Origin of the sequence: Streptomyces sp. NPDC006743 (assembly GCF_040703815.1) — a bacterium.
In the GTDB taxonomy this organism is placed as follows: domain Bacteria; phylum Actinomycetota; class Actinomycetes; order Streptomycetales; family Streptomycetaceae; genus Streptomyces.
Map to the genome: position 1 here is coordinate 1 of NZ_JBEYJA010000068.1, position 25,375 is coordinate 25,375.

Sequence of the window (25,375 nt, forward strand, 5' to 3'; positions counted from 1 at the left end):
CTGCTCACAGCCTGATCAACACGACCACGTGTTGCAACGACCGCTAGAAACCGCCTCCTGTCGTCGGCCGGCCGGCGGCCGGCCGAGGCGGGCAGGACCGTCCGGGCACCGACCCGGCGGAACGCGAGCGGAGGGCGGAACACGATGGGCGAGTACTGGCCGGTGCCGGACGCGCTGGCCTACCTGGCCGGGCGGTGGCGGGCCGAGCGGTCGGTGCGGGACCTGGCGAGCGGTGACGAGGGTGTCTTCACCGGCGTGACCGACTTCGCTCCGCTGGACGGCGGCGGGCTGCTGCACCACGAGTCGGGCACGTTCCTCTGGCGGGGCGTGGCCCGCCCCGCCGAGCGCACCCTGCGGTTCCTGCCGGGGGCCTCGCCGGGCGCAGCGGACGTGCGGTTCACGGACGGGCGGCCCTTCCACGGCCTGGACCTGACCTCGGGCCGGCACATCGCCGACCACCCCTGCTCGGCGGATCTCTACCGCGGCGAGTTCACCGTCCGGGACGCGGACCACTGGCGGACGGTGTGGCGGGTGGGCGGCCCGGCGAAGGACCTGGTGCTCACCACCGACTACACGCGCTGTCCGCGCGAGGGCTGAGCCCGTCCCCCGCCAGGTCCCGCCCCGGCGGAGGAGCCGAGCCCCCGTCTCACTCGAAGACGAGCGCCATCCACTGGCCGGGACGCTCCAGCGGCCGGAAGCCCAGCTTCTCGTAGACGCCGTGCGCGTCGTGCGTGGCCAGCAGGATCCGGCGCAGTCCGTGGGGCCGCAGGTGTTCGCGGACGGCGGCGACGAGCGCGGTGCCGATGCCCTTGCCACGGACCGCCCGGTCGACGTACACGTCGCACAGCCAGGCGAAGGTCGTCAGGTCGGTGATCACCCGGGCGTACGCGACCTGTTCGCCGCCGGCGGTGTCGAACACACCGAAGTTGAGCGACCCGTCGATGGCCCGGTCCTGCTTCTCCCGCGCCCGGCCGTGCGCCCAGTACGCGTCCGTCGACAGCCAGTGGTGCACGCGCGCGGCGTCGATGCGGGCGGGGTCGGTGGAGATCTCGTAGCCGTCGGCCAGGCGCGGGATGTCGTCCATGCCGGGAGGCTGCCAGCCGGGACGGTCCGTGTCGACCGGGTTTCCCGCCGTCGCGGGCCGCCGCCGACGACCTCACACGTCGCCGCCGGGCGGGCGCGTCGAGCCGTGCGCGTCCGGCCGGGTCGGGGCCGGCCGGGCCGGGCAGGCCGGGCAGGGCGCGTCGAGCCGGGCGGCTGTGGCTGGCGGTCGGCTCGCAGGTCGTCGGGCTGGTCCTCTGGTACCGGGGCATGGCGGCGGTGGGCATCCCCAAGACCGGCCAGTTGCAGCTGGCCCAGCCGCTGCTCACACTGGTGTGGTCGGTGCTGCTGCTCGGCGAGCGCCTGACGCCGGCCGCCCCGCTGACGGCCGGCGCCGTCCTCGTCTGCATCGCCGTCACCCAGCGGGCGCGCGGCTGACCGGCCCCACCGGTGCCGACCGCACACCCGGTTCCGGCCGCACGCCGGTTCCGGCCGCGCTCCGCGCCGTAGACTGGGGAACCGAGGACCGCTGCTCCCCCGCATGGTGAGGAGGCCCCGCAGATGCGCGCAGCCAAAGGCGACAAGCTCGTGCAGCACGGCCGGGTGGTCGGCCAGCACGACCAGGTCAGTGAAGTGGTCGAAGTGATGGGTACGGAGGGCAACCCGCCCTACCGTGTCCGTTTCCCGGACGGGCACGAGGCCGTGATGTCACCCGGCCCCGACTGCCAGGTCCGTCATCACCAGGAAGAACGGCAACAGCCCCGGTGATCCGGCGCGGCACCCGGTTCCGCGGCCGGTGCCGGGTACCGCGGGTACCGGACGATCAGCGCGGGGGGCGCGCCGGCTGCCGGTAGTGGCCGGCGACCACCCGTGCCAGCGCGCCCGCCGGGTCCGCCGCGACCTCCTTGGCCGCGAAGAAGACGTGCCCGCCCACCTGCGGGTACTTCTTCGCCAGCGTGAGGTGCCGGGACAGCTCCTCCGGGTCCCGCCACGCCTTGCCCTGGCTCGCGTCACCGGCCTTGTAGAGCGCCTCCCCGAGGTAGAGGCGGGTGCGGCTGCCGCGCGCCACCTCGGCCCACCAGGGCACCAGCTTCGCGTAGTCGGCGGCGCTCAGGCCGATGTTCCAGTACAGCTGGGGGACGATGTAGTCGATCCAGCCCTTGCGGACCCAGGTGCGGGTGTCCGCGTACAGGTCGTCGTAGGACTGGGCGCCCGCCTTGGTGTCCGAACCACGCGAGTCGGTCGAGGCGTTGCGCCACACGCCGAACGGGCTGACCCCGAACCGGGTGCCGGGCCGGACCCGCGCGACGCCCGCCGCCGTCTCCCGGACGAGGCGGTCGATGTTGTCCCGCCGCCAGGCGGCCCGGCCGGTGAAGCCGCCGCCGTGGCGGGCGAAGGCCGCGTCGTCGCCGAAGGAGTGGCCGGCCACCGGGTACGGGTAGAAGTAGTCGTCGAAGTGGACGCCGTCGACGGGGTACCTGCGCACCGCGTCGAGCATCGCCTCCTGCACGAAGGCCCGGACCTCGGGCAGGCCCGGGTTGTAGTAGAGCTTCCCGCCGTACGGCACCACCCAGCCGGGGTGCTTGCGCGCGGGGTGCGAGGCGGCGAGCCGGGACGGGTCGTCGTGCAGGGCGACGCGGTAGGGGTTGAACCACGCGTGCAGCCGCAGCCCGCGGGCGTGCGCCTCCTCCACGGCGGTGCCCAGCGGGTCCCAGCCGGGGTCCTTGCCCTGGGTGCCGGTGAGGAACTGCGACCAGGGCTCGTACGGCGAGGGCCACAGCGCGTCGGCGGCGGGCCGCGCCTGGAAGAACACCGTGTTGAGGCGGCGGCGCACCGCCGCGTCGAGCAGCGCGGTCAGTTCGCCGCGCTGTCTGGCCACGCTCAGCCCGGTCCGCGAGGGCCAGTCGCGGTTGGCCACGGTCGCCAGCCACATGCCGCGCATCTCGGTCGCGGCGCCGTCACCGCGCGCGCCGTCGCCACCTGCCCCGTCACCGCGTGAACCGGCGTCGCCCGCGCCGTCACCGGGCGCCCCGCCGCCGCGGGGCCCCCGGCCGCGCGTCCCGGCGAGGGCGCCGGGGGGCTGGGGAGCCGCGGTGGCGCCCGGTGTCACCGCAAGGGTCGACAGGGCCGCCACCGTGAACGCCCGTCGTGTCACTCGGCCCATCCGGGCACCCCCAGTACGCCGTGGATCCGCGCCGTCACGGATCGTGCACCGGGCCAGCATGCACGACCCGGCCGGGCGATCGGCGTCACGACGGGGGTAACGTGCTCGATCGGAGCAGGCACCGCACACATGGGCCGCCTGCCACAGCCGTAGATCAGCAGCGAAAGGGACGATGTGACCGACATCGAACGCGTCGGAGTGGTGGGCTGCGGCCAGATGGGCGCGGGCATCGCCGAGGTGTGCGCCCGGGCCGGCCTGGACGTGAAGGTCGCCGAGACCACCGGCGAGGCCCTGGAGATCGGCCGCACCCGGCTGTTCAACTCCCTGGCCAAGGCGGCCGAGCGCGGCAAGATCACCGAGGAGGAGCGGGACGCCACCCAGGCGCGGCTCACCTTCACCACCGACCTCGGCGAGTTCGCCGACCGCGACCTGGTGATCGAGGCCGTGGTGGAGAACGAGCAGGTCAAGACGGAGATCTTCCAGGTCCTCGACCAGGTGGTGAGCCGGCCGGACGCGATCTTGGCGTCCAACACCTCCTCGATCCCGCTGGTGAAGCTGGCCGTCGCCACCGCGCGCCCCGACCAGGTGATCGGCATCCACTTCTTCAACCCGGCCCCGGTGCAGCAGCTGGTCGAGCTGATCCCGGCGCTGACCACGTCCGAGGGCACCCTGAGCCGGGCGCAGCTGTTCACCGAGAAGGTGCTCGGCAAGCACGCCATCCGCGCCCAGGACCGCTCCGGCTTCGTGGTCAACGCGCTGCTGATCCCCTACCTGCTCTCGGCGATCCGGATGTTCGAGTCGGGCATCGCCAGCCGCGAGGACATCGACAACGGCATGGAGCTGGGCTGCGCCCACCCGATGGGCCCGCTGAAGCTGTCGGACCTGATCGGCCTGGACACGGTCGCCTCGGTCGCGTACTCGATGTACGAGGAGTACAAGGAGCCGCTGTACGCCGCTCCCCCGCTGCTCCAGCGCATGGTCGACGCCGGCCGGCTGGGCCGCAAGAGCGGCTCGGGTTTCTACACCTACGGCTGACCACGCAGCGCGACGCCCCCGCGGGCCCGGCACCTGGAGGGTGCCGGGCCCGCGGCGTTCACACGGCGTGTGCGTACCGGACTCGCATATGCCGTTCGCACACTCTCCCCCCACGCCCACCAGGCGAGTTGACTCCTCATGCACATGCAAGGGATGTGAGACGACTACGGAAAGGAGCGGATCTGTGACCGCCGATCCCGAGCATCCCGCCGTTCCCGGAGAACTCGCAGAGTTACGACGCCGTCTGGACGTGGCCTACGCCCGCGTGGAGGGCGGACTGGCCCTGCTGAACCACCGGACCGAGGAGACCGCGAAGGAACTCGACGAGCTGAGCGCACGGCTCGTCACCGTCGAACACTCCCGCTGGCCGCTGCCCGCCGTCTCGGCGCTCGCGGCCGTGGGCGCCCTCGTCGTGGCCGTGTGGCAGGCACTGGGCCGCTAGCTAGGGCCTCTCGCCGAGATCCCGCCCGCCCCGGGGCGCGGGCGGGGTGTCCTGCCCGAGCCGGAGATGGTGCAGGAGCAGTAAGGCCGCCGCCATGTTGGCGGCCGGGACCTCACCGCGGGCGACCATGTCGGGTACGACCTTGAGGGGGACCCATTCCCGGCGGTCCGACTCGAAGTCGTCCACGGGGTGTCCGACGTACTCGCCCTCGTCCGACCAGTAGATGTGGTGCCGGGCGTCGGTGAGGCCGTTGGACGGCTCCACGCTCATGAGGTGGTGCAGCCGTCCCGGCCGCCAGCCGGTCTCCTCCTCCAGTTCCCGGGCCGCCGCGTGCGCGATGTCCTCGCCGTCCTCGACGACGCCCGCCGCCAGTTCCCAGCCCCAGCTGTCGGTGATGAAACGGTGGCGCCACAGGAGCAGGACCTCGTTGGCGTCGTTGACCACCGTGGCCACGGCGACCGGCCGCAGCCGTATGAGGAAGTGGTCGAGGTGCCGGCCGTCCGGCAGCGCCACGTCCGCGAGATTGACGGTGAACCAGCGGTTTGCGTACACAGTTTGTTCGCTCTGTTTCGTCCACTGCACGGTTCTGCCACCTTCCGTCGGGTCAGTGGCAATATCGCAGCCGGGGCGGTCCGTGAGGCAGGCGCACGGCGAGCCGCGCACGGCGCAGCGGCGGGCGCAGAGCGGCCGGCGGGGGCGGAGGCTGTGGGCCGCGGGCCCGGGCCAGGGGCGCGCGAGGCGGACCGCGGGCGCGGGGTACGAGCCGGGGGCGCGGAGCCAGGTGGCAGCTGCCGGGCCGCGGGTGCCGGGGGCCGGGGCGCGGGAGTCAGCGGGTCGTGAACAGCGGTACGCGCAGCGCCCCGTCGATGAGGTCGGCCGCCTCGGCCGTACCCGCGCAGCCGCTGCGCACCAGGTGCTCGCGCACCGCCCGCAGTCTGTCCCGCAGTCGCTGCGACTCCATCCCGCGGGCCTGCTCGGTCATCCGCACCGCCGTCGCGACGGCCTTGTCCACGTTGCCCCGGCGCAGCTCGATGGTGCTGAGCATGGCCAGGCGGTGCACCCGGCCGCGGTCGTGCGCGGGGGTGTCCACCGCCGCCGCGGCGTGCTCCTCGGCCGCCGCCAGTTCGCCGAGGCTGAGCAGCGCCTCCGCCACCTGGACGTTGACCAGGCCGGGCTGGACGTAGCCGGTCTCGTCGGGCTCGTGCCCGCGCCGGATGCGTTCGGCGGCCTGCTCGGCGCGCCGGATGCAGGACAGCGCGCCCGTGCCGTCGCCGAGGTGCGCGTACGCCTTCGCCTGCATCGCGAACAGGTCGGAGGCCAGGGCGGGGGTGATGTGCCGGCCGGCGGTGCGCAGCGCCGCCTCGGCGAAGGCGACGGCCTGCCGGTACTCCCGCATGAACAGCGACTGGTTGACCAGCAGCGCTATCACGTACGCCCCCAGTCCCCGGTCCCCGCTCGCCTTGGCGAGCCGCAGCGCCTGGTGGAAGTAGCGCTGGGCGAGCCCGTGCGCGTCGGAGTCGTACGCGCAGATGCCCGCGACCGCCACCAGCCCGCCCGTGGCCCGGTGCAGTTGGCGTCCGGTGGCGTCGGTGTAGCCGCCGCGCAGCAGCGGGGCCGCCTCGCTGTTGAGGAAGCCCACGACGCGGCTGCGGGTCGCCACCCCGCCGGCCTTGCGGTACATCTGCTCGTAGTGCGTACGGGCCGCGCGCAGCATCTCGATGTCGGCCGGGGTGACCCGGTGCCGGCCGCCCCGGGAGACGTCCGTGTCCTCCGGCGGGTTCTCCCACTCCCACACCGGCATCACCGCGGGCGTGCCGGTCACGGCGGGCGCGCCCAGGACGTGCGGGCGCTGCTGCTCGTCGGAGCGCCACAGGGCGGTGGCCCGTTCGACGAAGCCGGACAGGGAGGTGCCGTGCGGGGCGGACGGCCCGCCGGGCACGCCCAGGCCGATGTCGTCGAGGGTGACGGGCCGGTGCAGGCGGGCGGCCAGCACCTCGCAGATCAGGTCGGGCACCTGGCCGCGTGGCCGCTGGCCCTTCAGCCACCGTGCGACGGCGGTGTGTTCGTAGCGCAGGGCGAGACCGCGTGCCCGGCCCGCCTGGTTGACGTGCGCGGCCAGACCGGCGTGCGAGATGCCCGCCTCGTCCAGGATCGCGTCGAGCAGTGTGTTGGGCTGCATGTGGGCCCCCCGGGTGGCTCGGTGCGGACAGCGTAGTGCGGGGCCCTTCACACGGGGTGTGAACCGAGTGCCCGCATCCGCACCGTGCGCGCGCTGTCGCGCAGCGTGGGCGGCCGGTTGACTGAGATGCCTCCTCCAAGAGGCCGGCCGGACCGCCGGCTCCCCCTCGTACAGTGCGGCGGTCCGCTCCCGCGCCGCCCGCTCCGCCGTCTGCCCGACACTCCATGGCGGAGCGGGCGGCGACCGGACGGCGGGGTGAGCGCGAACGCCTCACGGCGGTCGGGCGACGAGCACCTCACGGACGTCGGACGACGAGGACCGCCGCGTCGTCCGCGGGCCGGTGACCGGTGTGCCCCAGGAGGCGGGTGAAGACGGCCCGCAGCAGCGACCGCGCGGCGAGCGGGCCGGGGCCGCTCGCCTCCGCGAGCACGGCCCGCAGCGGGAAGAACCGGCCCCGGGCGTCCCGGGCGTCCGCCACACCGTCCGTGTGCAGGACCAGGCTCTCGCCGGGCAGCAGACGGCCGAGTTCGGCGACGGACAGGCGGGAGGGCAGCGGGAAGAGGCCGAGCGGCGGCAGCGGCACCGAGCGGGAGACGGGCTCCACGGCCCTGCCGCTCAGCCGGTACGGCCACGGGTGCCCGCAGTTGAGGGCGTGCAGGGTGCCGTCGGCGGCGACCTGCACCACGAGGACGGTGACGAAGTCCTCGGCGGCCGGGTGGTCCGGGTCGTCCCGGACGTGCGGCCTGCGGGCGAGGGCCCGGTCCAGGCGCCGCAGCACACCGGCGAGGTCGGCCTCGTCGTGGGCGGCCTCGCGGAAACTGCCGAGCACGGTGGCGACGGTACCGAGTGCGGCGAGGCCGTGGCCGCGCACGTCCCCCATGACGAGCCGTACGCCGTGCTCGGTGGCGAGCACCTCGTACAGGTCGCCGCCGACCGCCGCGCCCCGGTCGGCGGACAGCTGGGCCGCCGCCACGTCCAGTCCGGCGACGCGGGGCGGCAGGGGCCGCAGCAGCACGCTCTGCGCGGCGCCCGCGACCGCGCGGGCCTGTCGCAGCTCGCGCAGCATGGTCCGCCGGGCGTGCAGGAAGAGGCCGGTGCAGGTGCCCACGGCCAGGAACACGGCGCCCTGGCGTACTCCGCGGGGAGCCCCAGCCCTGATGCGGATCATGACCATGGCCCCCCAAGAGGCGCTGACAGCGCGGACCGGCCCCGAAGGGCCGGTCCGATTCTGTCGATCGGGCACGGGGGCAGGGCCGGATCACCGGCCCCGCCACCCGAACGAGTGACCATGGTCTCCCGTTCCGGCCGCGCCCGCATGCGTCAGCTGCGCAGCTCCGCTCCGGTCCGCTCGGCGGCCAGGGCCACCGCCGCGTCACGGGCGGCGGACGCCTCGTCCACCGTCAGCGTGCGGTCGGCGGCGCGGAAGCGCAGCGCGTACGCCAGCGACTTGCGGCCGTCGCCGAGCTGCTCGGCGTTCTCGTAGACGTCGAACAGGCGGATGGACTCCAGGAGTTCACCGGCGCCCTCGCGCAGCGCGGCCTCCACGTCGGCGGCCGGGACCGGCTTGTCGACGACGAGGGCGACGTCCTGCGTGGCGACCGGGAACGCGGAGATCCGCGGCGCCCGGGCGACGCCGTCCCCGGCCCGCTGGAGCAGGTCGAGGTCGACCTCCATCGCGCAGGTGCGCTCCGGCAGGTGCATCGCCTTGACCACGCGCGGGTGCAGCTCACCGGCGTGGCCGACGAGGGTCTCGGCACCGTCCACCTCGGCGTACAGCGCGGCGCACCGGCCGGGGTGCCACGGGGCGTGCTGGTCGGCGCGGATGCTCAGCTCCGCGCCGGCCTCACGGGCCACGGTCCGGGCCGCCTCGATCGCGTCCGCCCAGTCGGCCGGGCGGCCCTTGCCCCACCAGCCGGCCTGCTCCCGGGCGCCGGCGAGCACCACGGCGGCCCGGCGGGGCTGGCGCGGCAGCGCGGCGTCGAGGGCGGCGAGCTGCTCGTCGGCGGGCCTGCGGTCGGCGGGCAGCCGGACCGCGGGCTCCTCCTGACCGGTGGGCCGGAAGACGAGGCCGGTCTCGAACAGCGCCAGGTCGTGGCTGCCACGTCCGTCGTTGCGGCGCAGCGCGCCGAGCAGGCCCGGCAGCAGCGTCGTCCGCAGAGACGGCTCCTCGTCGGAGAGCGGGTTGAGCAGGGTGACCCGGGTGCGGCGCGGGTCGTCGGCGTCCAGGCCGAGCTGGTCGAGGACGGCCTCGCCGAGGAACGGGTAGTTCGGTGCCTCGACGTACCCGGCACCGGCCAGGGCGCGGCCGACGCGGCGGTGCAGCCGCTGGCGGGCGGTCAGTCCGCGGCCGGGCAGCGGCCGCGGCAGCGTGGAGGGCAGGTTCTCGTAGCCCTCCAGGCGGATGACCTCTTCGGCCAGGTCGTTGGGGTCGGTCAGGTCGGGCCGCCAGGACGGCACGGTGACGATCAGCTCGTCCTGCCCGTACACGTCGCAGCCCACCTGCTGGAGCCGCCGTACGACGGTCTCCCGGCCGTAGCTGACGCCCGCGACCTTGTCGGGGTGGTCGGCCGGGATGGTGAGGGTGCGCGGCGCGGAGGGCGCGACGACCTCGGTGACGCCCGCCTCGGCGGTGCCGCCGGCGAGCAGGACCAGCAGGTCGACGGTGCGCTGCGCGGCGGCGGAGGCGGCCTGCGGGTCGACGCCCCGCTCGAAGCGGCGGGAGGCCTCGGAGGACAGCTTGTGCCGGCGGGCGGTGCGCGCGACGGCGACCGGGTCGAAGTGGGCGGCCTCGATGACGACCTCGGTGGTGGTGCCCTCGGTGTCGTCGATCTCGGTGTTGGCGCCGCCCATGACGCCCGCCAGGCCGATCGGGCCGCGGTCGTCGGTGATGACCAGGTCCTCGGCGGACAGGGTGCGGGTGACCCCGTCGAGGGTGGTGAGCTGCTCGCCGCGCTCGGCCCGGCGCACACCGATGGTGCCCTGGACGCGGGAGCGGTCGTAGGCGTGCAGCGGCTGGCCCAGCTCCAGCATCACGTAGTTGGTGATGTCCACCGCGAGCGAGATCGGGCGCATGCCGGCCTTCTGCAGGCGGCGCTGGAGCCAGATCGGGGAGCGCGCCTCGGGGTCGAGGCCGGTCACCGTGCGGGCGGTGAAGCGGTCGCAGCCGAACGGGTCGGCGATCTTCACCGGGTGCCCGAAGGCGTTCGGCGCCGGGACGTCCAGCAGGGCCGGGTCGAGCAGCGGGCGGCCGTAGGCGATGGCGGCCTCGCGGGCGACACCGCGGATCGACAGGCAGTAGCCGCGGTCGGGGGTGACCGCGATGTCCAGGACCTCGTCGACGAGCTGGAGCAGCTCGATGGCGTCGGTGCCGACCTCGTGCTCGGGCGGCAGCACGATGATGCCGTGCGTGCCGTCGTCGCCCATGCCCAGTTCGTCGGCCGAGCAGATCATGCCGTGCGAGACCCGCCCGTAGGTCTTGCGGGCGCTGATCGAGAAGCCGCCGGGCAGGGTGGCGCCGGGCAGGACCACGACGACCTTGTCGCCGACGGAGAAGTTGCGGGCGCCGCAGACGATCTCCTGCGGCTCACCGGTGCCGTTGGCCCGGCCGACGTCGACGGTGCAGAACCGGATCGGCTTCTTGAAGCCCTCCAGCTCCTCGATGGTGAGCACCTGGCCGACGACGAGCGGCCCCTTGAGGTCGGCGCCGAGCTGTTCGACGGTCTCGACCTCGAGGCCCGCCGGAATGAGCTTGGCCTGGACGTCGCGCCCGGTCTCCGTCGCCGGCAGGTCGACGTACTCCCGCAGCCAAGAAAGCGGGACCCGCATCAGATCTCCATCCCGAACGGCCGGGTGAACCGGACGTCACCCTCGACCATGTCTCGCATGTCTTCGACGTTGTGGCGGAACATCAGCATCCGCTCGATGCCGAACCCGAAGGCGAAGCCGCTGTACTTCTCCGGGTCGACGCCGCAGGCGGTCAGCACCCGCGGGTTGACCATGCCGCAGCCGCCCAGCTCGATCCAGCCCTCGCTGGAGCAGGTGCGGCAGGGACGGTCGGGGTTGCCGACGGACTCGCCGCGGCAGACGTAGCAGACCATGTCCATCTCGGCGCTGGGCTCGGTGAACGGGAAGAAGTTCGGCCGCAGCCGGGTCTTCATGCCCTCGCCGAACAGGGACTGCACCATGTGGTCGAGGGTGCCCTTGAGGTCCGCCATGGTCAGGCCCTCGTCCACGGCCAGCAGCTCGACCTGGTGGAAGACCGGGGTGTGCGTGGCGTCCAGCTCGTCGGTGCGGTAGACCCGGCCGGGGCAGATCACGTAGACCGGCAGCTCACGGCCGAGCAGGGAGCGGATCTGCACGGGCGAGGTGTGGGTGCGCAGGACGAGACCGGAGTCGGCCCCGTCGTCGCCCCGCACGAAGAACGTGTCGTGCTCGCTGCGCGCCGGGTGGTCGGGGCCGATGTTCAGGGCGTCGAAGTTGAACCACTCGGCCTCGACCTCGGGGCCCTCGGCGACCTCGTAGCCCATGGCGACGAAGATGTCCTCGATGCGCTCCGAGAGCGTGGTCAGCGGGTGCCGGGCGCCGGCCGGTACGCGGTCGTGGGGCAGCGTGACGTCCACGGCCTCCTCGACCAGCACGCGGGCGTCGCGCTCGGCCTCCAGCTCGCTCTGCCGGGCCGCGAGGGCCTTGTTCACGGCGCCGCGGGCCATGCCGACGCGCTTGCCCGCGTCCGCCTTGGCGTGCGGGGGCAGGGCGCCGATCTCGCGGTTGGCGAGCGACAGAGGGGAGGCCGGGCCGGTGTGGGCGACCTTGGCCTCGTGGAGCGCGTCGAGGGAGTCCGCGGCGGCGAAGGCGGCGAGCGCCTCGTCCCGCATGCGCTCGATCTCTTCCGGTTTCAACGCCTCGACCTCGACAGGGTCGTACGACTTATTCGGTGCCGACATCTCTTCCCGTGCTTCCGATTGTCCCCCAGCTACCGCTGGGGCCAGGCTGACGGTCCCCGTCTGCGACTCGTGGACGAATCGTCTCCGTTTCTGGGACGCAAAGGTGCCAAAGGCCGAGTCTAACGGGGCTGGGGAAAGCGGATGCGCCCGTGGGGCCCGGCCGGTGCTCAGAGCAGGTGCGCGGGGGTGCCCACGGGCAGCGTGAATCGGAACCGCGCGCCGCCGCCGGCGGCGCGTCCGACCGTGATGGTGCCGCCGTGGGCCTCCACGATGCCCTTGACGATGTAGAGCCCGAGGCCGGTGCCGCCGCGCTTGCTGCCCCGCCAGAAGCGGGTGAAGACACGGTTCATGGACTCCTCCGGGATGCCGGGCCCCTCGTCGCTCACCGTGACCGACGTACCGGCGTCCTCCCCGTCCCGGGGGGACGCCGCGGGCGTGACGTCGATGGTGACGGTTCCCTCGCCGTGCCGCACGGCATTTTCGATCAGGTTGCTGAGCACCTGGTCGATCTTGTCCGGGTCGGCCCACAGGTCGGGCAGCGGCTGTTCCAGGCGGACCAGGAACCGGTCGGCGGGCTGGCCCGCGGCGACGTAGGCCTGCACGTGCCGGCCGACCGCGGCCCCTATGTCGACGAGCTGGCGGCGCACCTCCAGGCGGCCGGAGTCGATGCGGGAGATGTCGAGCAGCTCGGCGATGAGCCGGGTGACGCGGTCGGCGTCGGCGTCGACGGTCTCCAGCATCAGCCGCTTCTGGTCGTCGGTGAACCGCTCCCACTTGGCGAGCAGGGTGGCGGTGAAGCCCTTGACGGAGGTCAGCGGCGAGCGCAGCTCGTGGGCGACGGTGGCGATCAGCTCGGCATGGCTGCGTTCGGTGCGGCGGCGCGCCTCGGTGTCCCGCAGGCAGACGACCACGCGGCGCACGGGTCCGGTGGGACGCTCGCGCACGTACCGGGCGGACACCAGGACCTCCCGGCCGCCGGGCAGCAGCAGGTTGCGTTCGGGCTGGGCCACGCGGATGGCGAGGCCGCCGTAGGGATCGGTGAGCTGCCACCAGCGGCGGCCCTCCAGGTCCTCCAGCGGCAGGGCCGTCTCCAGGTGCTGCCCGAGGGCCCGGGCGGCGGGGACGGCGGTGATGCGGGCGGCGGCGGTGTTGAAGCGGACGACCCGGCCGTGCTCGTCGGCGATCACCAGCCCGTCGGGCAGGTCGTCGGGGTCGACGGCACCGCCGGACACCTCGGCGGCGGCCGGTGGCGCGGGTGCCCGGGGCGCGCCGCGTGCGCCCGGTACCGCCCCGCTCGTGCCGACACTCATCCCGTACCCCACCTTCCCGACGGTGCAGCAGGCCCCCGAGCTGGTCACCCTACTAGGGTCTTTCGTTCGGATGAGGCCGGATCAGGGAGCGGGGTCCGGCGACGGGGGCACCTGCCCCGCCGTCCGGGCAGCGGGGGGCATCGCAAGGCCGGGCATGACCCTCGTACCGGACGTGCTCGGGTGATGCGGCAACGCGGCTGGGGCCACCCCTGCTCGCCGGAGCTCGGGGGAGCCGTGCCGGGCGCCGCGAGCCGGTCCCCGCCCTAGCCGGCGGTGCCGGAGCGGCAGCCTCCGCGGGCGCGCTGCGCGCGGGCCGACGCGTACAGGCACACGGCGGCGGCGGTGGCGAGGTTCAGGCTCTCGGCCTTTCCGTGGAGGGGAACGCGGACCACGGCGTCGGCCAGGTCCCGGGTCTCCTCGGGCAGGCCCCATGCCTCGTTGCCGAACACCCAGGCGGTGGGGCCGCCCATGGTGCCGCGGTCCAGCTCGTCGTCGAGGTCGTCCGCGCCCGCGCCGTCGGCCGCCAGCACGCGCACCCCGCTCTCCTTGAGGCCGGCGACCGCCTGTCCGACGGGGACCCCGACGGCGACCGGCAGGTGGAACAGCGACCCCACGGAGGCCCGTACCGCCTTCGGGTTGTACAGGTCGACGGAGGCGTCGGTGAGGATCACGGCGTCGGCCCCGGCGGCGTCGGCGCAGCGCAGCACCGTACCGGCGTTGCCCGGGTCGCGTACGTGCGCGAGGACCGCGACCAGGCGGGGGCGGGCGGCGAGGACCTCCTCGAACGGGGTGTCGAGGAACCGGCAGGTCCCTACCAGGCCCTGCGGGGTGACGGTGGTGGAGATGTCGGCGATGACCTCGTCGGAGGCGAGGTGGATCCGGGCACCGGCGGCGCGGGCCTCGCCCACGATGTCGGCGTAGCGCTCGGCGGCCTCCACGGTGGCGAAGAGTTCCACGAGGACGGCGTCGCCGGCCGGTGTCCGGTGCGCGGCGGCCTCCCGCACGGCCTGGGGCCCCTCGGCGAGGAACAGCCGGTCCTTGCCCCGGAAGTTCCGCTTGGCCAGCCGCCGGGCGGCGGCCACACGGGCGGAACGGGGGGAGATCAGCTCAGGGGTGGCGGGGGGCATCCTCTTACCTTCGGAGAACTTCGTGCGGCGGCGTGCGCGCCCGTCAGGGGCGCGGGGCGGGTGCGGCGGGCGGCTGCGCCGCGCGGGCGCGGGCGACCGCGGCGGGCCCGCGGCCGGACGACGGCCGCGGGCACCCAACAGCAGGACCCGCAAGCCTCGACAGCTTGCGGGTCCTGCGGCACCGGGTCATGGCCGGCGCGGCGTCACGCGGCCTTCGGCGCGTTGACGTCGCTCGGCAGAGCCTTCTGCGCGACCTCGACGAGCGCGGCGAACGCGTTCGCGTCGTTGACGGCCAGCTCGGCCAGGATCTTGCGGTCGACCTCGACGTTGGCGGCCTTCAGACCCTGGATGAAGCGGTTGTAGGTGATGCCGTTGGCGCGGGCAGCGGCGTTGATGCGCTGGATCCACAGCTGGCGGAAGTCACCCTTGCGCTTCTTGCGGTCGTTGTAGTTGTAGACCAGCGAGTGGGTGACCTGCTCCTTGGCCTTGCGGTACAGGCGCGAGCGCTGACCGCGGTAGCCGGAGGCCTGCTCGAGGATCGCCCGGCGCTTCTTGTGGGCGTTGACTGCCCGCTTGACGCGTGCCACTTGTTTGACTCCTTGTAGCGGGGCCGTGGGTGTGCTCACACGGCCCGGAAACGATTGGGTCCCGGTCCTGACGGACGGCGCGCGGGGTCGGCCGGTACGAGATCAGCCGGCCGGGCGCCGCGGCGTCACTTGCCGAGAAGCTTCTTGATCTTCTTGGCGTCGCCCGGGGCCATCTCGGCGTTGCCGGTGAGACGACGCGTCAGACGGGACGACTTGTGCTCGAGCAGGTGGCGCTTGCCGGCGCGCTCACGGAGCACCTTGCCGGAGCCGGTGACCTTGAAGCGCTTGCTGGCACCGCTGTGCGACTTGTTCTTCGGCATAGCGCCGTTCTCTCCTCGTCGGTGGCGCTCCGGTGCCCGGTCGCGAGAACCGGGCACGATGGAGCGTCGCTCTTGTTTCGGTTACATCCTGGGACGCGGGGTCCCGGGGGTCACGCCTCGGCGTGCTCCTCGGCGGGCTCCTCGGCAGACGCGTCGAGGTCCGCGGCGTTCTGCGAGCGGCCGGGGTTGGCCTTCGCCTCCGCCTTGCGGGCCTCCTGCGCCTGGCGGGCCTCGGCCATCGCCTCGGTCTTCTTCTTGTGCGGACCGAGAACCATGATCATGTTCCGGCCGTCCTGCTTCGGGTTCGACTCGACGAAACCGAGGTCCTGGACGTCCTCCGCGAGACGCTGCAGCAGTCGGTAGCCCAGCTCGGGGCGGGACTGCTCGCGACCGCGGAACATGATCGTGATCTTGACCTTGTCGCCCTGCTTGAGGAACCGGACGACGTGACCCTTCTTGGTGTCATAGTCGTGCGGGTCGATCTTCGGCCGGAGCTTCATCTCCTTGATGACCGTGTGCGCCTGGTTCTTGCGCGCCTCACGGGCCTTCATGGCCGACTCGTACTTGAACTTCCCGTAGTCCATGAGCTTGCACACGGGCGGACGGGCGTTCGCCGCGACCTCGACCAGGTCCAGGTCGTACTCCTGCGCAAGCTCCAGTGCCTTGGCCAGGGGGACGATGCCCACCTGCTCGCCACTGGGACCGACAAGTCGCACCTCGGGAACGCGAATCCGGTCGTTGATGCGGGGCTCGGCGCTGATGGATCCTCCTCGGTAGCACCACACGGCGGTCTGGCGGACAGCCGCGTACGTCTGTGTTCGATAGACCTAACCGCGCCGAAGCAGCAAAAATGCCCCGGACGATCACAGGCGGGGCTCCTCGAACTACCGGAGCGACCGCCGCGATGGTCACGGGGCGCGCGTTTCGGGCGGGTCGCCGCCGCTGGGACGGGACCGCCTGACCGGTGACCCGCCGCCCGGAAGGCGGTCAGGTGGGAGTTCGAAGCCTCCACTTGTGGGCCGGACCCGCTAGCCCTGAGGCACACGTCTCCGACCGGTCGCCCACCAGACTAGCAGGAACGCTTGACAAGGGCTAACCGGAGCCCGGCCGGCGGGACCGCCTATCGTGTGGGGCATGAGTGAGACCCCTCCTGAGACCCCCGACTTCGACGCCATGACCCGCGACATCGCCGAGGTGCCCGCGGTCGAGGTGATCGTGACGGTCGCCGTCAACCTGATGAGCGCCGCCGCCGTGAAGCTGGGACTGACCGAGGAGGGCGACACCTACAAGGACCTGGACGAGGCCCGCAAGCTCGTGACCGCGCTCGCCGGGCTGCTGGACGCGAGCGCGACCGAGATCAGCTCCTTCCACGCGGCACCGCTGCGCGACGGACTGAAGTCGCTGCAGCTGGCCTTCCGCGAGGCGTCGCTCGTCCCGGACGAGCCGGGCCAGGGCCCGGGCGAGAAGTACACGGGCGCGGTCTACGGCTGACCCAGGGCTCCCGTCCGCGCGCGTACGGGACTCATCCGCGCACGTACAAGGGCTCGCCCGGCGGCGTCGCCCCGGCCGGCAGCAGTGCCAGGTCGAGGCCGCGCACCAGGCGGGCCCTCAGTGTGTCGCTGGCCGCCAGGCGAGCGGCGACGGCACGGGCGGTGTCGGCGGGGGCCCCGGTGGCCGCCGGGTCGAGGACGAGGGCGAGGGTGCCGTCGGCCTGCCCCGGCCCCAGGCAGGCGCTCAGCACGGCGGGCTCGGCGGCCACCGCCTCCCGTACGGCCGCCACGACCGCCGGGTCGGCCAGCGGGTCCGCGGTCGTACGGCCCTCGGCCAGCGCGCGCAGCGCGGACCCGGTCAGCTCGAAGGGGACCGGACCGGCCAGGTCGAGCACGACCGTGTCCGCCTTCTCGTGCGCGGCGGCCTCCAGCGCCTGGTGCAGGGGCACGGCGACCGGGCGGGCCGCCGGGTCCCACAGCGCCAGGGAGGCGGTCGAGGTGAAGGCGGGCAGCGCGGTGCGGTGACCGGCCTTCAGGGTCGGCACGGCCATGTCGCTCGTCTTCTCCCGGCGCAGGCCGTTCTCGTCCTCCTCCACCTCGCCGAGCACGGCGACGACGGGCACGAGCAGCCGGGCGCCCTCGAGCGCGCCGAGCACCGGGTCCACGGCGGTGCGGTCCTCGGCCCAGGCGGCGAGCGCCGCGCTCAGCGCCGGGTCGGCGGAGCCGTCGTCGTCGGAGAAACCGGGGTCGGGGATGTTCTTGTTCGCCACGGTCCCGACCCTATCCGGGGGCGTTCACCGTTTTCTCAGGGTCCCCTGACCCCCGTCTCACACGGGTCCCACGGCACCCACAGCCCCCGCCACGAGCATCGCGGCCATGACGACCCCCTCCCCCGGCCCGCGGCGCCGACGCCGCGCCCGCCGCCGCGCGCGAGCCTCCCGGCGCGGGCGCCTGCTGCGCACCGCGCTCGTCTGCGCCGTCCTCGCCGGCGGCACGGCCGCGGGCGCCGCCCGGCTGACGGCGCGGACGGGCTTTGCCGGGCCGGGCCCCGTAGCGTCACCGGCGGCGCCCGCACCGTCCTCGGTGCCGGTGCCGGCGCCGGCGTCCGGTGGCGGAGCGGGGGTGGAGGCGGTGACGGAGCCGGTGGCGGACCGGTCGGCGCTGCTGGCCGCGGCGATGCGGGCGGTGACGGTGGCCCGGGGCGCCGCCGTGTCGGTGGCCGTCCTCGACCTGGACTCCGGCCAGGGCGCCCGGTACGGCGACGGGACGTTCGAGACGGCGAGCATCGTCAAGGCCGACATCCTGGCGGCCCTGCTGCTGCGGGCCCAGGACGCGGGGCGGCGGCTGACCGCGCAGGAGCGTGCCTGCGCCACCGCCATGATCGAGAACAGCGACAACGACTCCGCGTCGGTGCTGTGGCGGAGCATCGGCGGGGCCGGCGGACTGGACGCGGCGAACCGCCGGTTCGGCCTGACGGCGACGGCCGGCGGCGACGGCCCGCTGTGGGGCCTGACCCGGACCACCTCCGCCGACCAGATCACCCTGCTCAGGCAGGTGTTCGGGGACGGTTCGCTGCTGAGCGCGGCCTCGCGGGCGTACCTCCAGGAGCTGATGGGGCGGATCGCCGCCGACCAGGACTGGGGTGTGTCCGCCGCCGCCGACGGCTCCGCGTGGGCCCTCAAGAACGGCTGGCTGCCGCGTGGCACGACCGGTCTGTGGGTCGTCAACAGCATCGGCCGGGTGACGGCCGGCGGGGACGACTACCTCGTGGCGGCCCTCTCGCACGGCAACGCGACGAAGGAGACCGGCATTTCGCTGGTGGAGGAGTCGGCACGGGCGGCGGTGTCGGTGTTCACGGCGCCGACGGCCTCCGCCCCGGCTTCCGCGTCCGCCTCCGCCCGGCCTTCCGCCTCCACCCCGCCTTCCGCCTCCGTCTCCGGCCCGCCCTCCGTCTCCGGCTCGTCCGTCTCCGGGGCCGGCTGACCGCGGCGGGGCGGCGGGGGCCGGGGCGCGGACGGGCCGTGCGCCCCGGCCCGGGGTGCCTACGGCTGGACGTCGCGGGGGTCGACGCGCCGGCGCCGGCCGCGCCACAGGACGGCCGCGACCACCAGCAGCACGCCGCCGGCGCTGCCGGCCAGGGGCCCCGCCCAGTCCGCGTCGTCGTCCGGTGCCGCGGCGTCGGGGCCGGCGCCGAAGTACCGCTCGCCGTACGCCGTCGCGCGCAGCCCCGCGGGCTTCAGCCGGCCGGCGGCCTCGATGGCGGCCACCGGGTCGATCATGCCGAAGCCGCGGGAGTCGTCCCGTCCGCCGACGGGGGCGTCGCGTGCGGTGTCCTCCAGGAGCTTCTTGATCTGCGCGGGCGTCAGGCCGGGGTGTGCGGCCTCGACGAGCGCGACGACACCCGAGACGAAGGCCGAGGCCGCGCTCGTCCCCCAGCCCTTGTAGTACGCGTGGTCCGGCTCGGCGATGACGACGTCCACGCCTGGCGCGCTGACCGTGGCGTACCAGCGGCGGGTGGAGAAGGCGGCGCGGGTGCCGTAGCGGTCGACGGCGGTCACCGCGATCACGCCCGGGTAGGCGGCCGGGTAGGAGACGTGGTCGCCCTTGTCACCGCCGTTGCCCGCCGAGGCGACGACGACGGTGCCCTTCTTCAGCGCGTACTGGACGGCCTCGTCCTCGGCGGGCTCGGGGTGCGCGGAGTCGGAGTCGTCGCCGAGGGAGAGGTTGATGACGTCGGCGCCGTGGTCGGCCGCCCAGCGGATGCCGTCGGCGAGCGCGCCGCCGCGGCTGGTGCGGGCGCGGGCACGGGCCTTGTCGCCGTCCTCGAGGATCACCCGCACGGGCAGGATCTTCGCCTCGGGGGCGACGCCCATGACGCCGTCGGCGCCGCCGCTGCCATGGCCGTGACCGGCGATGATGCCGGCCATGGCGGTGCCGTGCCGCGCCCAGGTGTCGTCGCCGCGCCGCGCGCCGAAGCCGATCAGGTCCTTCGCGGGCAGCACGTTGCCCGCGAGGTCGGGGTGGTCGGCCTCGACACCGGTGTCCAGGACGGCGACGGTGACGCCCTCGCCCTTGGTGAGCTGCCAGGCCTGCGGGAGGTGCAGGGCGTCCAGGGCCCACTGCTGGGCGCGGATGCCGTCGGCGTGCGCGGCGGTGGCCGGTACGAGGGCGAGCGCGGCGGCGAGGAGCAGGCCGAGGACGCCGCCGCGGCGCGTGAGGGCGGGTTCGGCGGGGACTTTCACGAGGGCTTCTCCGTGGCGGAACCGGCGGTCTTGCGAAAACCCCGTTCGACGCGGTCGGCCAGGCCCTGGGCCTCGTTGCCGAGGCCCGCCTGGGCGACGGCCGTGGCGGCGCCCGCCTTCGTGGCGTCGGCGGCGGACTGCGGGGTGTCGACGGTGCGGCCGTCGGCCCAGCCGGAGACGGCGTAGACGACCACGGGGGCCTCGGTCAGCACGGAGACGGTCCAGGAGGCGCGCTGCCTGACGCCGAAGGCGGCGGCGACGGTGCCCTGGGCCGCGTACGGGCGGGGCATGAGGTCCGTGCGTCTGCCGAGCCCCTCGTTCCTGAACCGGGCGGCCAGGGAACCCATGGCGGGCGCGTCGGCCGTGGTGAAGAGCAGGCCGACCGTGGTGACGAAGCTCTGCGTGGAGTCCGTGTAGGTGGCGCGCAGCAGGCGCGCGCAGCCGACCGGCGCGAGGGTCTCGCGCAGCAGCGGGTCGAAGGCGCCCGCGCAGCCGCTGTCGGGTGCGACGGCGACCCGGGTCCAGGTGCGGTCGGCTCCGCCGGGTCCGGCGCCGCGGCCCTCGACCGTGGGCGGGAAGAGCCGGTCGATCGGGGTGCTGTGCCACAGGGTGCCGGCCGTGGCGAAGGACCCGGCGGTGGCGCTGTCGTCCGTCTCGCCGGCGAGCCGACCGCCGGTGACGGCGCCGCCGACGAGTCCGAGCCCGAGGACCAGGCAGGCGGCGGCGACGGCGGTCCGGGGCCGTACCCGCACGCCGAGGGCGCGTGCCCGCCCGTGTTCGTCGTACCCCTCGGGCAGGCCGAGGGTCACGAAGGGCCGGGCCGCGGCGCCGGGACGGTCCCCGGCCCCCGCGTAGGCGCCGGAGGCGCTCCGGGCCGGCGCCGGGCCAAACGGCGTGGCGGTGCGGGCGGGGGCGGCCGCGTACACGTCGCGGTCCCGGTCACGAGAGGGGCGCGCGGCGGGCACGGGTGGCGCGGGGGCCGCGGGACGCGCGGGTTCTCCGGGCGCCCAGGCCGCCCCTCCGGCCCGGCCCGTGCGGGGCGGCGCGTCGGGGAAACGGGCCGAGGCGGGGGGCGGGGGCGGCGCGTCGGGAAAGCGGGCGGAGGCGGGGGGCGGCGGCGCGGCCGGTTCCGCGGGGCGCCGGAGCGGGGGCGGGAGCACCGGGGACGTACGACTGTCGCGCCCGCCGCCGGCCCCGGCCATGACCGGACGGCCGGACGCGGAAGGGCCGGGCGCGGAAGGACCGGACGCCGGAAAGCCGGACGCCGCGGGATGGGACACGGAAGGACCGGGCGTTGAAGGACCGGGGGCCGGAAAGCCGGGTGCCGAAGGGCCGGACGTCGGACGGCCGGGCGCGGAAAGGTCGGGCGTCGTCGTGGCGCCGCGTGGGGTGGCCGGGGTGTTGCGCGGGACGCTGCCCGGTGCGGCTTCGGCGGCGGGCCGGTCCGCGCCGTGCGCCGGTGGTGCGCCCGTCGCGCGGGCGCCGTCCGCCGGTGGGCGGGGCTCGCCGGGGCGGGCCGGGGGGTGCGGCGGGCGGGGTGGTCGCGAGGGGCGCGGGGGTATCGGAGCGTGGCGCGCGTCCGTACTCATGCACCCCCCGTTTCGCCGTGCCCGGGCCGTGCCCTCGCGCTCGGCCTTCGTTCTCGCCGCCCGGCCCGGCGCCGACTCGTCGTCACCGGACACGCATACCCGTACGCACGACGGGCCACCCCGGCTCGGGCCGGCGGCCGGGAACGTGCCGTCGTCGCGCCGTACGTGCGCGTCACTCTACGGGCTGAGCGCGCGCCGGCGGGAACCGGTCCGGGCGGGCGGAGGCATCTGCCCGGAACGTCCCCCTACCCCGCGGTAATCCTGTCTGGCAGGCTGCGTCCATGACCGCACGCGCCGCAGACCGGGCCCGTTACGACCGGGCCACCGCCCATCTCGACGCCCCCGTCGCGATCGTCGACCTGGAGGCCTTCGACGCCAACGCCGACGACCTCCTGCGCCGGGCCGCGGGCAAGCCGATCCGGGTCGCCAGCAAGTCCGTGCGCTGCCGGGCGCTGCTCGAACGGGCCCTGGCGAAGGACGGTTTCGCGGGCCTCATGTCCTTCACGCTCGCCGAATCGCTGTGGCTGGCCCGTTCCGGGTTCGACGACGTCCTGCTGGCCTACCCGTCCGCCGACCGCGCCGGCTACGCCGAGCTGGCCGCCGACCCCAAGCTGGCCGCCGCCGTCACGGTGATGGTCGACGACCCGGCGCAGCTCGACCTCATCGACGCCGCCCGGGACGGCGGGGGCGAAGTGGTGCGCGTCTGCCTGGAGCTGGACACGTCGTTGAAGCTGCTGGGCGGGCGGGTCCGGGTCGGCGCGCGCCGCTCCCCGCTGAACTCCCCCGCCCAGGTCGCCGAGATGGCCCGTACGGTGGCCCGGCGGCCGGGGTTCCGGCTCGTCGGGATCATGGCGTACGAGGGGCACATCGCGGGCGTGGGTGACGCGGTGGCCGGGCGGCCGGTGCGGTCGCGGGCGATCCGGCTGATGCAGGCGGCGGCGCGGCGGGAACTGGCCGAGCGGCGGGCCGCGGTGGTGCGGGCGGTCCGGGCCGTGGCACCGGAGCTGGAGTTCGTGAACGGCGGCGGCACCGGCAGTGTCCAGCACACCGCGGCGGAGGCGGCGGTGACCGAGATCGCCGCGGGGTCGGGGCTGTACGTCCCGCGTCTGTTCGACAACTACACGTCCTTCCGGGGCCGTCCGGCCGCGCTGTTCGCGCAGCCCGTCGTACGGCGTCCGGGGGTCGGGGTCGTCACGGTGCTGGGCGGCGGCTATCCGGCCTCCGGCGTGGCCGGTCAGGACCGGCTCCCGGTGCCGTACCTGCCCGAGGGCCTGCGGTACGACCCGCAGGAGGGGCCCGGCGAGGTGCAGACCCCGCTGCTCGGCTCGCCCGCCGACGACCTGCTGATCGGGGACAAGGTGTGGTTCCGGCACGCCAAGGCCGGGGAGCTGTGCGAGCGGTTCGACGCGCTGCACCTCGTCGAGGGCGACCGGGTGACGGCGACCGTGCCGACGTACCGGGGCGAGGGCCGCACCTTCCTCTGACACCCGGCCGGGCGGCGGGGCCCACCCGGACGGGCCGGTGCCGCTGCCGGCCCCGGCGGGAGCGTGTCCGCCCGGGCACTGAGGACGGATCGCCGGGCGGCCGCGGGGGTGCCTACAGCGGGGTGACGTACGCCCCCGAGATGCCGCCGTCCACCAGGAAGTCGGTGGCGTTGACGAAGGAGGAGTCGTCGCTGGCGAGGAAGGCGACGGCGGCGGCGATCTCCTCGGCCTCCGCGAAGCGCCCGAGGGGGATGTGGACGAGACGGCGCGCCGCGCGCTCGGGGTCCTTCGCGAACAGCTCCTGCAGCAGCGGGGTGTTGACCGGGCCCGGGCACAGGGCGTTGACGCGGATGCCCTCGCGGGCGAACTGCACGCCCAGTTCGCGGGACATGGCCAGCACGCCGCCCTTGGACGCGGTGTAGGAGATCTGGGAGGTGGCCGCGCCCATGCGGGCCACGAAGGAGGCGGTGTTGATGATGGAGCCGCGGCCCTGGCGCCGCATGTAGGGCAGGGCGGCCTTGCAGCACAGGTAGACGGAGGTGAGGTTGACGTCCTGGACGCGTTTCCAGGCCTCCAGGCCGGTCTCCAGGATGGAGTCGTCGTCGGGCGGCGAGATGCCGGCGTTGTTGAAAGCCACGTCGACGCTGCCGTAGGTGTCGTACGCGGCCCGGAACAGCGCCTCGACCTGGCCGGGATCGGTGACGTCGGTCCGGACGAACAGGCCGCCGGTCTCCTCGGCCGCCGCCTTGCCGCTCCTCTCGTCGATGTCGCCGCAGACGACGTGCGCGCCCTCCGCGGCGAGGCGGCGCGCGGCGGCCAGGCCGATGCCGCTGCCGGCGCCGGTGACGACGGCGGTCCGGCCGGCCAGACGGCGGCAGACGGCCGCCGGCGCCCCTTCGGGGCCGGTCCGTGCGGTGGCTGTCATGTCGGCCGGTGTCCCTTCGGTCGCCGTGGCCCGGGTCGCCGTCTCCGCGGTCGCCGTCTCTCCGGTCCCTGTCTCTCCGGTCCCTGTCTCTGCAGTCACTTGGCGGGCCCCTCCGTGCTGATGAAGACGTTCTTGGTCTCGGTGAAGGCGGTCAGGGCGTCGGGACCGAGTTCGCGGCCGATCCCGGACTGCTTGGCCCCGCCGAACGGGGTCCAGTAGCGGACGCTGGCGTGCGAGTTGACGGACAGGTTCCCGGCCCGGACGGCCTGGGCGACGCGCAGGGCGCGGCCCACGTCCCGGGTCCAGACGGAGCCGGACAGGCCGTAGGGCGTGTCGTTCGCGAGGCGGACCGCGTCCTGTTCGTCGGTGAAGGGCAGCAGGACGGCCACGGGCCCGAAGATCTCCTCGCGGGCGGCGGCGGAGTCCGGCCGCTCCCCGGTGAGCACGGTCGGCGGGAACCAGAAACCGGGCCCGTCGGGCGCGGTGCCGCGCAGGGCCGGTGCCTCCGGGCGGACGTAGGACCGTACGCGGTCGCGTTGCCGGCGGGAGATCAGCGGGCCCATACGGGTCTTCTCGTCGGCCGGGTCGCCGACCACGACGGCGGCCAGGGCCTCGGCGAGCCGCGCCTCGACCTCGTCGTACACGGATTCCTGGACGAGGACGCGGGTGCGCGAGCAGCAGTCCTGGCCGGCGTTGTCCAGGAAGGAGAACGGGTCGGCGGCGGCCTCGAGGTCGGCGTCCGCGAAGACGATGTTCGGGCTCTTGCCGCCCAGTTCGAGGGTGACCGGCTTGAGGTGCCGGGCGCAGCGCTCCATGATCTCGCGGCCGGTCCGGGTGGAGCCGGTGAAGACGATCTTCGCGACGCCGGGGTGGCCGGTCAGGGCGCGGCCCGCGGTGCGGCCGTGGCCCGGCAGTACCTGGAAGAGGTGCTCGGGCAGGCCGGCCTGAAGGCCCAGCTCGGCCAGGCGCAGTGCGGTGAGCGGGGTGGTCTCGGCGGGTTTGAGGAGGACCGCGTTGCCCGCGGCGAGGGCCGGGAAGGAGCCCCAGGCGGCGATCGGCATGGGGAAGTTCCACGGCGCGATGACGCCGACGACACCGAGCGGTTCGAGGAAGGTGACGTCCCAGCCGCCCGGGGCCGGGATCTGCCGGCCGAGCAGCCGTTCGGCGCCGCCGGCCGCGTACAGCAGCAGGTCGCGGGCGTTGCCGGCCTCCCAGCGGGCGTCGCCGACGAGATGGCCGGCCTCGCGGACCTCCAGCTGGGCCAGTTCCTCGATATGGCTGTCGACGACGTCGGCGAAGCGGCGCAGCAGCCGGGCCCGGTCGGCGGGGGCGGCGGCCGCCCAGGCCTGCTGGGCCCGGGCCGCGCGGCTGACGGCGCGGTCGACGTCGGCCCCGTCGGCGGCGGGGACGGTGGCCACGGTCTCTTCGGTGGCGGGGTTCAGGACGAGCAGTTCGTGCTCGTCCCCGGGCTCGGGCTCGTTCGGCACGGCGGGGCCT

Annotated in this window: 24 protein-coding genes and 1 pseudogene; 8 read left to right on the forward strand and 17 right to left on the reverse strand. The window is 74.7% G+C overall.

Annotation, left to right across the window (positions count from 1 at the left end):
• Positions 1–144: 144 nt before the first annotated feature.
• The gene (locus ABZ719_RS33625; RefSeq protein WP_366728953.1) at positions 145–597 is read left to right on the forward strand and encodes a DUF6314 family protein; all 453 of its coding nucleotides are present in this window, start codon (positions 145–147) and stop codon (positions 595–597) included.
• A 49-nt stretch (positions 598–646) separates the two neighbouring features.
• Here the strand turns inward: ABZ719_RS33625 and ABZ719_RS33630 are convergent, their stop codons facing one another.
• Positions 647–1,084: a GNAT family N-acetyltransferase gene (locus ABZ719_RS33630; RefSeq protein WP_366728954.1), complete on the reverse strand. Its 438-nt coding sequence runs from the start codon at positions 1,082–1,084 to the stop codon at positions 647–649.
• 173 nt (positions 1,085–1,257) lie between these two features.
• On the opposite strand from ABZ719_RS33630, the pseudogene ABZ719_RS33635 reads away from it, so the two are divergent.
• Together ABZ719_RS33635 and ABZ719_RS33640 are read left to right on the forward strand one after the other, a co-directional pair.
• Positions 1,258–1,479: pseudogene (locus ABZ719_RS33635) on the forward strand (EamA family transporter); the annotation flags it as partial.
• 123 nt (positions 1,480–1,602) lie between these two features.
• Positions 1,603–1,809 (forward strand): DUF1918 domain-containing protein, encoded by a 207-nt coding sequence (locus ABZ719_RS33640; RefSeq protein ID WP_037860183.1) that lies wholly within the window; start codon positions 1,603–1,605, stop codon positions 1,807–1,809.
• Positions 1,810–1,864: 55 nt separating this feature from the next.
• On the opposite strand, the gene ABZ719_RS33645 is transcribed toward ABZ719_RS33640, so the two are convergent.
• Entirely contained in the window at positions 1,865–3,205 is a 1,341-nt protein-coding gene (locus ABZ719_RS33645) for a family 10 glycosylhydrolase (protein WP_366728955.1), read from the reverse strand.
• A 174-nt stretch (positions 3,206–3,379) separates the two neighbouring features.
• Between ABZ719_RS33645 and ABZ719_RS33650 the strand changes: the two genes are divergently transcribed.
• A complete protein-coding gene (locus ABZ719_RS33650) occupies positions 3,380–4,240 on the forward strand; it encodes a 3-hydroxybutyryl-CoA dehydrogenase (RefSeq protein ID WP_366728956.1) in 861 nt (286 codons plus the stop codon).
• A 184-nt stretch (positions 4,241–4,424) separates the two neighbouring features.
• Positions 4,425–4,682 (forward strand): hypothetical protein, encoded by a 258-nt coding sequence (locus ABZ719_RS33655; protein WP_037860189.1) that lies wholly within the window; start codon positions 4,425–4,427, stop codon positions 4,680–4,682.
• Here ABZ719_RS33655 and ABZ719_RS33660 read toward each other — a convergent pair whose 3' ends face one another.
• The 10 genes from ABZ719_RS33660 to infC all read right to left on the reverse strand — a co-directional run bounded on the left by ABZ719_RS33660 (position 4,683) and on the right by infC (position 15,933).
• Entirely contained in the window at positions 4,683–5,264 is a 582-nt protein-coding gene (locus ABZ719_RS33660) for an NUDIX hydrolase (RefSeq protein WP_366728957.1), read from the reverse strand.
• 244 nt (positions 5,265–5,508) lie between these two features.
• Complete coding sequence (locus tag ABZ719_RS33665; RefSeq protein ID WP_366728958.1) at positions 5,509–6,861, reverse strand: transcriptional regulator; 1,353 nt, start codon at positions 6,859–6,861, stop codon at positions 5,509–5,511.
• A gap of 295 nt (positions 6,862–7,156) precedes the next feature.
• A complete protein-coding gene (locus tag ABZ719_RS33670; RefSeq protein ID WP_366728959.1) occupies positions 7,157–8,029 on the reverse strand; it encodes a PP2C family protein-serine/threonine phosphatase in 873 nt (290 codons plus the stop codon).
• Positions 8,030–8,181: 152 nt separating this feature from the next.
• Complete coding sequence (gene pheT / locus ABZ719_RS33675) at positions 8,182–10,686, reverse strand: phenylalanine--tRNA ligase subunit beta (protein ID WP_366728960.1); 2,505 nt, start codon at positions 10,684–10,686, stop codon at positions 8,182–8,184.
• Positions 10,686–11,804, reverse strand: a complete 1,119-nt coding sequence (pheS, locus tag ABZ719_RS33680; RefSeq protein WP_366728961.1) for a phenylalanine--tRNA ligase subunit alpha — start codon at positions 11,802–11,804, stop codon at positions 10,686–10,688. Before pheS ends, pheT begins: the two co-directional genes overlap by 1 nt.
• Before the next feature lie 167 nt (positions 11,805–11,971).
• Positions 11,972–13,114 carry an ATP-binding protein gene (locus tag ABZ719_RS33685; protein ID WP_366728962.1) on the reverse strand — a complete coding sequence of 381 codons (1,143 nt, stop codon included), beginning with the start codon at positions 13,112–13,114 and terminating at the stop codon, positions 11,972–11,974.
• A gap of 263 nt (positions 13,115–13,377) precedes the next feature.
• Positions 13,378–14,241 carry an RNA methyltransferase gene (locus ABZ719_RS33690; protein ID WP_366728963.1) on the reverse strand — a complete coding sequence of 288 codons (864 nt, stop codon included), beginning with the start codon at positions 14,239–14,241 and terminating at the stop codon, positions 13,378–13,380.
• Between the two features lie 203 nt (positions 14,242–14,444).
• Positions 14,445–14,828 carry a 50S ribosomal protein L20 gene (gene rplT / locus ABZ719_RS33695; RefSeq protein WP_006141703.1) on the reverse strand — a complete coding sequence of 128 codons (384 nt, stop codon included), beginning with the start codon at positions 14,826–14,828 and terminating at the stop codon, positions 14,445–14,447.
• 125 nt (positions 14,829–14,953) lie between these two features.
• A complete protein-coding gene (gene rpmI / locus ABZ719_RS33700; RefSeq protein ID WP_007829094.1) occupies positions 14,954–15,148 on the reverse strand; it encodes a 50S ribosomal protein L35 in 195 nt (64 codons plus the stop codon).
• A 110-nt stretch (positions 15,149–15,258) separates the two neighbouring features.
• On the reverse strand, positions 15,259–15,933 hold the full coding sequence (gene infC / locus ABZ719_RS33705) for a translation initiation factor IF-3 (RefSeq protein WP_366728964.1): 675 nt from the start codon (positions 15,931–15,933) through the stop codon (positions 15,259–15,261).
• Positions 15,934–16,282: 349 nt separating this feature from the next.
• Between infC and ABZ719_RS33710 the strand changes: the two genes are divergently transcribed.
• On the forward strand, positions 16,283–16,639 hold the full coding sequence (locus ABZ719_RS33710) for a DUF1844 domain-containing protein (protein ID WP_366728965.1): 357 nt from the start codon (positions 16,283–16,285) through the stop codon (positions 16,637–16,639).
• Between the two features lie 31 nt (positions 16,640–16,670).
• On the opposite strand, the gene ABZ719_RS33715 is transcribed toward ABZ719_RS33710, so the two are convergent.
• Positions 16,671–17,408, reverse strand: coding sequence for an SseB family protein (locus tag ABZ719_RS33715; RefSeq protein ID WP_366728966.1), 738 nt, complete (start codon positions 17,406–17,408; stop codon positions 16,671–16,673).
• A 106-nt stretch (positions 17,409–17,514) separates the two neighbouring features.
• Here ABZ719_RS33715 and ABZ719_RS33720 point away from each other — a divergent pair, with 106 nt between their 5' ends.
• Positions 17,515–18,621, forward strand: coding sequence for a serine hydrolase (locus tag ABZ719_RS33720; RefSeq protein WP_366728967.1), 1,107 nt, complete (start codon positions 17,515–17,517; stop codon positions 18,619–18,621).
• Positions 18,622–18,680: 59 nt separating this feature from the next.
• On the opposite strand, the gene mycP is transcribed toward ABZ719_RS33720, so the two are convergent.
• Positions 18,681–19,880 carry a type VII secretion-associated serine protease mycosin gene (gene mycP / locus ABZ719_RS33725; RefSeq protein WP_366728968.1) on the reverse strand — a complete coding sequence of 400 codons (1,200 nt, stop codon included), beginning with the start codon at positions 19,878–19,880 and terminating at the stop codon, positions 18,681–18,683.
• Positions 19,877–20,806 carry a hypothetical protein gene (locus tag ABZ719_RS33730; RefSeq protein WP_366728969.1) on the reverse strand — a complete coding sequence of 310 codons (930 nt, stop codon included), beginning with the start codon at positions 20,804–20,806 and terminating at the stop codon, positions 19,877–19,879. The genes mycP and ABZ719_RS33730 overlap by 4 nt, the downstream gene beginning before the upstream one ends.
• A gap of 944 nt (positions 20,807–21,750) precedes the next feature.
• On the opposite strand from ABZ719_RS33730, the gene ABZ719_RS33735 reads away from it, so the two are divergent.
• Positions 21,751–22,953, forward strand: coding sequence for an amino acid deaminase/aldolase (locus ABZ719_RS33735; RefSeq protein ID WP_366728970.1), 1,203 nt, complete (start codon positions 21,751–21,753; stop codon positions 22,951–22,953).
• A gap of 112 nt (positions 22,954–23,065) precedes the next feature.
• On the opposite strand, the gene ABZ719_RS33740 is transcribed toward ABZ719_RS33735, so the two are convergent.
• Both ABZ719_RS33740 and ABZ719_RS33745 read right to left on the reverse strand, forming a co-directional pair.
• Positions 23,066–23,878: a 3-oxoacyl-ACP reductase gene (locus tag ABZ719_RS33740; RefSeq protein ID WP_366728971.1), complete on the reverse strand. Its 813-nt coding sequence runs from the start codon at positions 23,876–23,878 to the stop codon at positions 23,066–23,068.
• A 95-nt stretch (positions 23,879–23,973) separates the two neighbouring features.
• Complete coding sequence (locus ABZ719_RS33745) at positions 23,974–25,365, reverse strand: aldehyde dehydrogenase family protein (RefSeq protein WP_366728972.1); 1,392 nt, start codon at positions 25,363–25,365, stop codon at positions 23,974–23,976.
• Positions 25,366–25,375 lie beyond the last annotated feature (10 nt).

Excerpts from the sequence above, each read along its gene's own strand:
- ABZ719_RS33625 (WP_366728953.1), top strand. The coding sequence starts at position 145 with ATGGGCGAGTACTGGCCGGTGCCGGACGCGCTGGCCTACCTGGCCGGG.
- ABZ719_RS33630 (WP_366728954.1), bottom strand. The coding sequence starts at position 1,084 with ATGGACGACATCCCGCGCCTGGCCGACGGCTACGAGATCTCCACCGAC.
- ABZ719_RS33640 (WP_037860183.1), top strand. The coding sequence starts at position 1,603 with ATGCGCGCAGCCAAAGGCGACAAGCTCGTGCAGCACGGCCGGGTGGTC.
- ABZ719_RS33645 (WP_366728955.1), bottom strand. The coding sequence starts at position 3,205 with ATGGGCCGAGTGACACGACGGGCGTTCACGGTGGCGGCCCTGTCGACC.
- ABZ719_RS33665 (WP_366728958.1), bottom strand. The coding sequence starts at position 6,861 with ATGCAGCCCAACACACTGCTCGACGCGATCCTGGACGAGGCGGGCATC.
- ABZ719_RS33670 (WP_366728959.1), bottom strand. The coding sequence starts at position 8,029 with ATGATCCGCATCAGGGCTGGGGCTCCCCGCGGAGTACGCCAGGGCGCC.
- pheT (WP_366728960.1), bottom strand. The coding sequence starts at position 10,686 with ATGCGGGTCCCGCTTTCTTGGCTGCGGGAGTACGTCGACCTGCCGGCG.
- pheS (WP_366728961.1), bottom strand. The coding sequence starts at position 11,804 with ATGTCGGCACCGAATAAGTCGTACGACCCTGTCGAGGTCGAGGCGTTG.
- ABZ719_RS33685 (WP_366728962.1), bottom strand. The coding sequence starts at position 13,114 with ATGAGTGTCGGCACGAGCGGGGCGGTACCGGGCGCACGCGGCGCGCCC.
- ABZ719_RS33690 (WP_366728963.1), bottom strand. The coding sequence starts at position 14,241 with ATGCCCCCCGCCACCCCTGAGCTGATCTCCCCCCGTTCCGCCCGTGTG.
- rpmI (WP_007829094.1), bottom strand. The coding sequence starts at position 15,148 with ATGCCGAAGAACAAGTCGCACAGCGGTGCCAGCAAGCGCTTCAAGGTC.
- ABZ719_RS33710 (WP_366728965.1), top strand. The coding sequence starts at position 16,283 with ATGAGTGAGACCCCTCCTGAGACCCCCGACTTCGACGCCATGACCCGC.
- ABZ719_RS33720 (WP_366728967.1), top strand. The coding sequence starts at position 17,515 with ATGACGACCCCCTCCCCCGGCCCGCGGCGCCGACGCCGCGCCCGCCGC.
- ABZ719_RS33735 (WP_366728970.1), top strand. The coding sequence starts at position 21,751 with ATGACCGCACGCGCCGCAGACCGGGCCCGTTACGACCGGGCCACCGCC.
- ABZ719_RS33740 (WP_366728971.1), bottom strand. The coding sequence starts at position 23,878 with ATGACAGCCACCGCACGGACCGGCCCCGAAGGGGCGCCGGCGGCCGTC.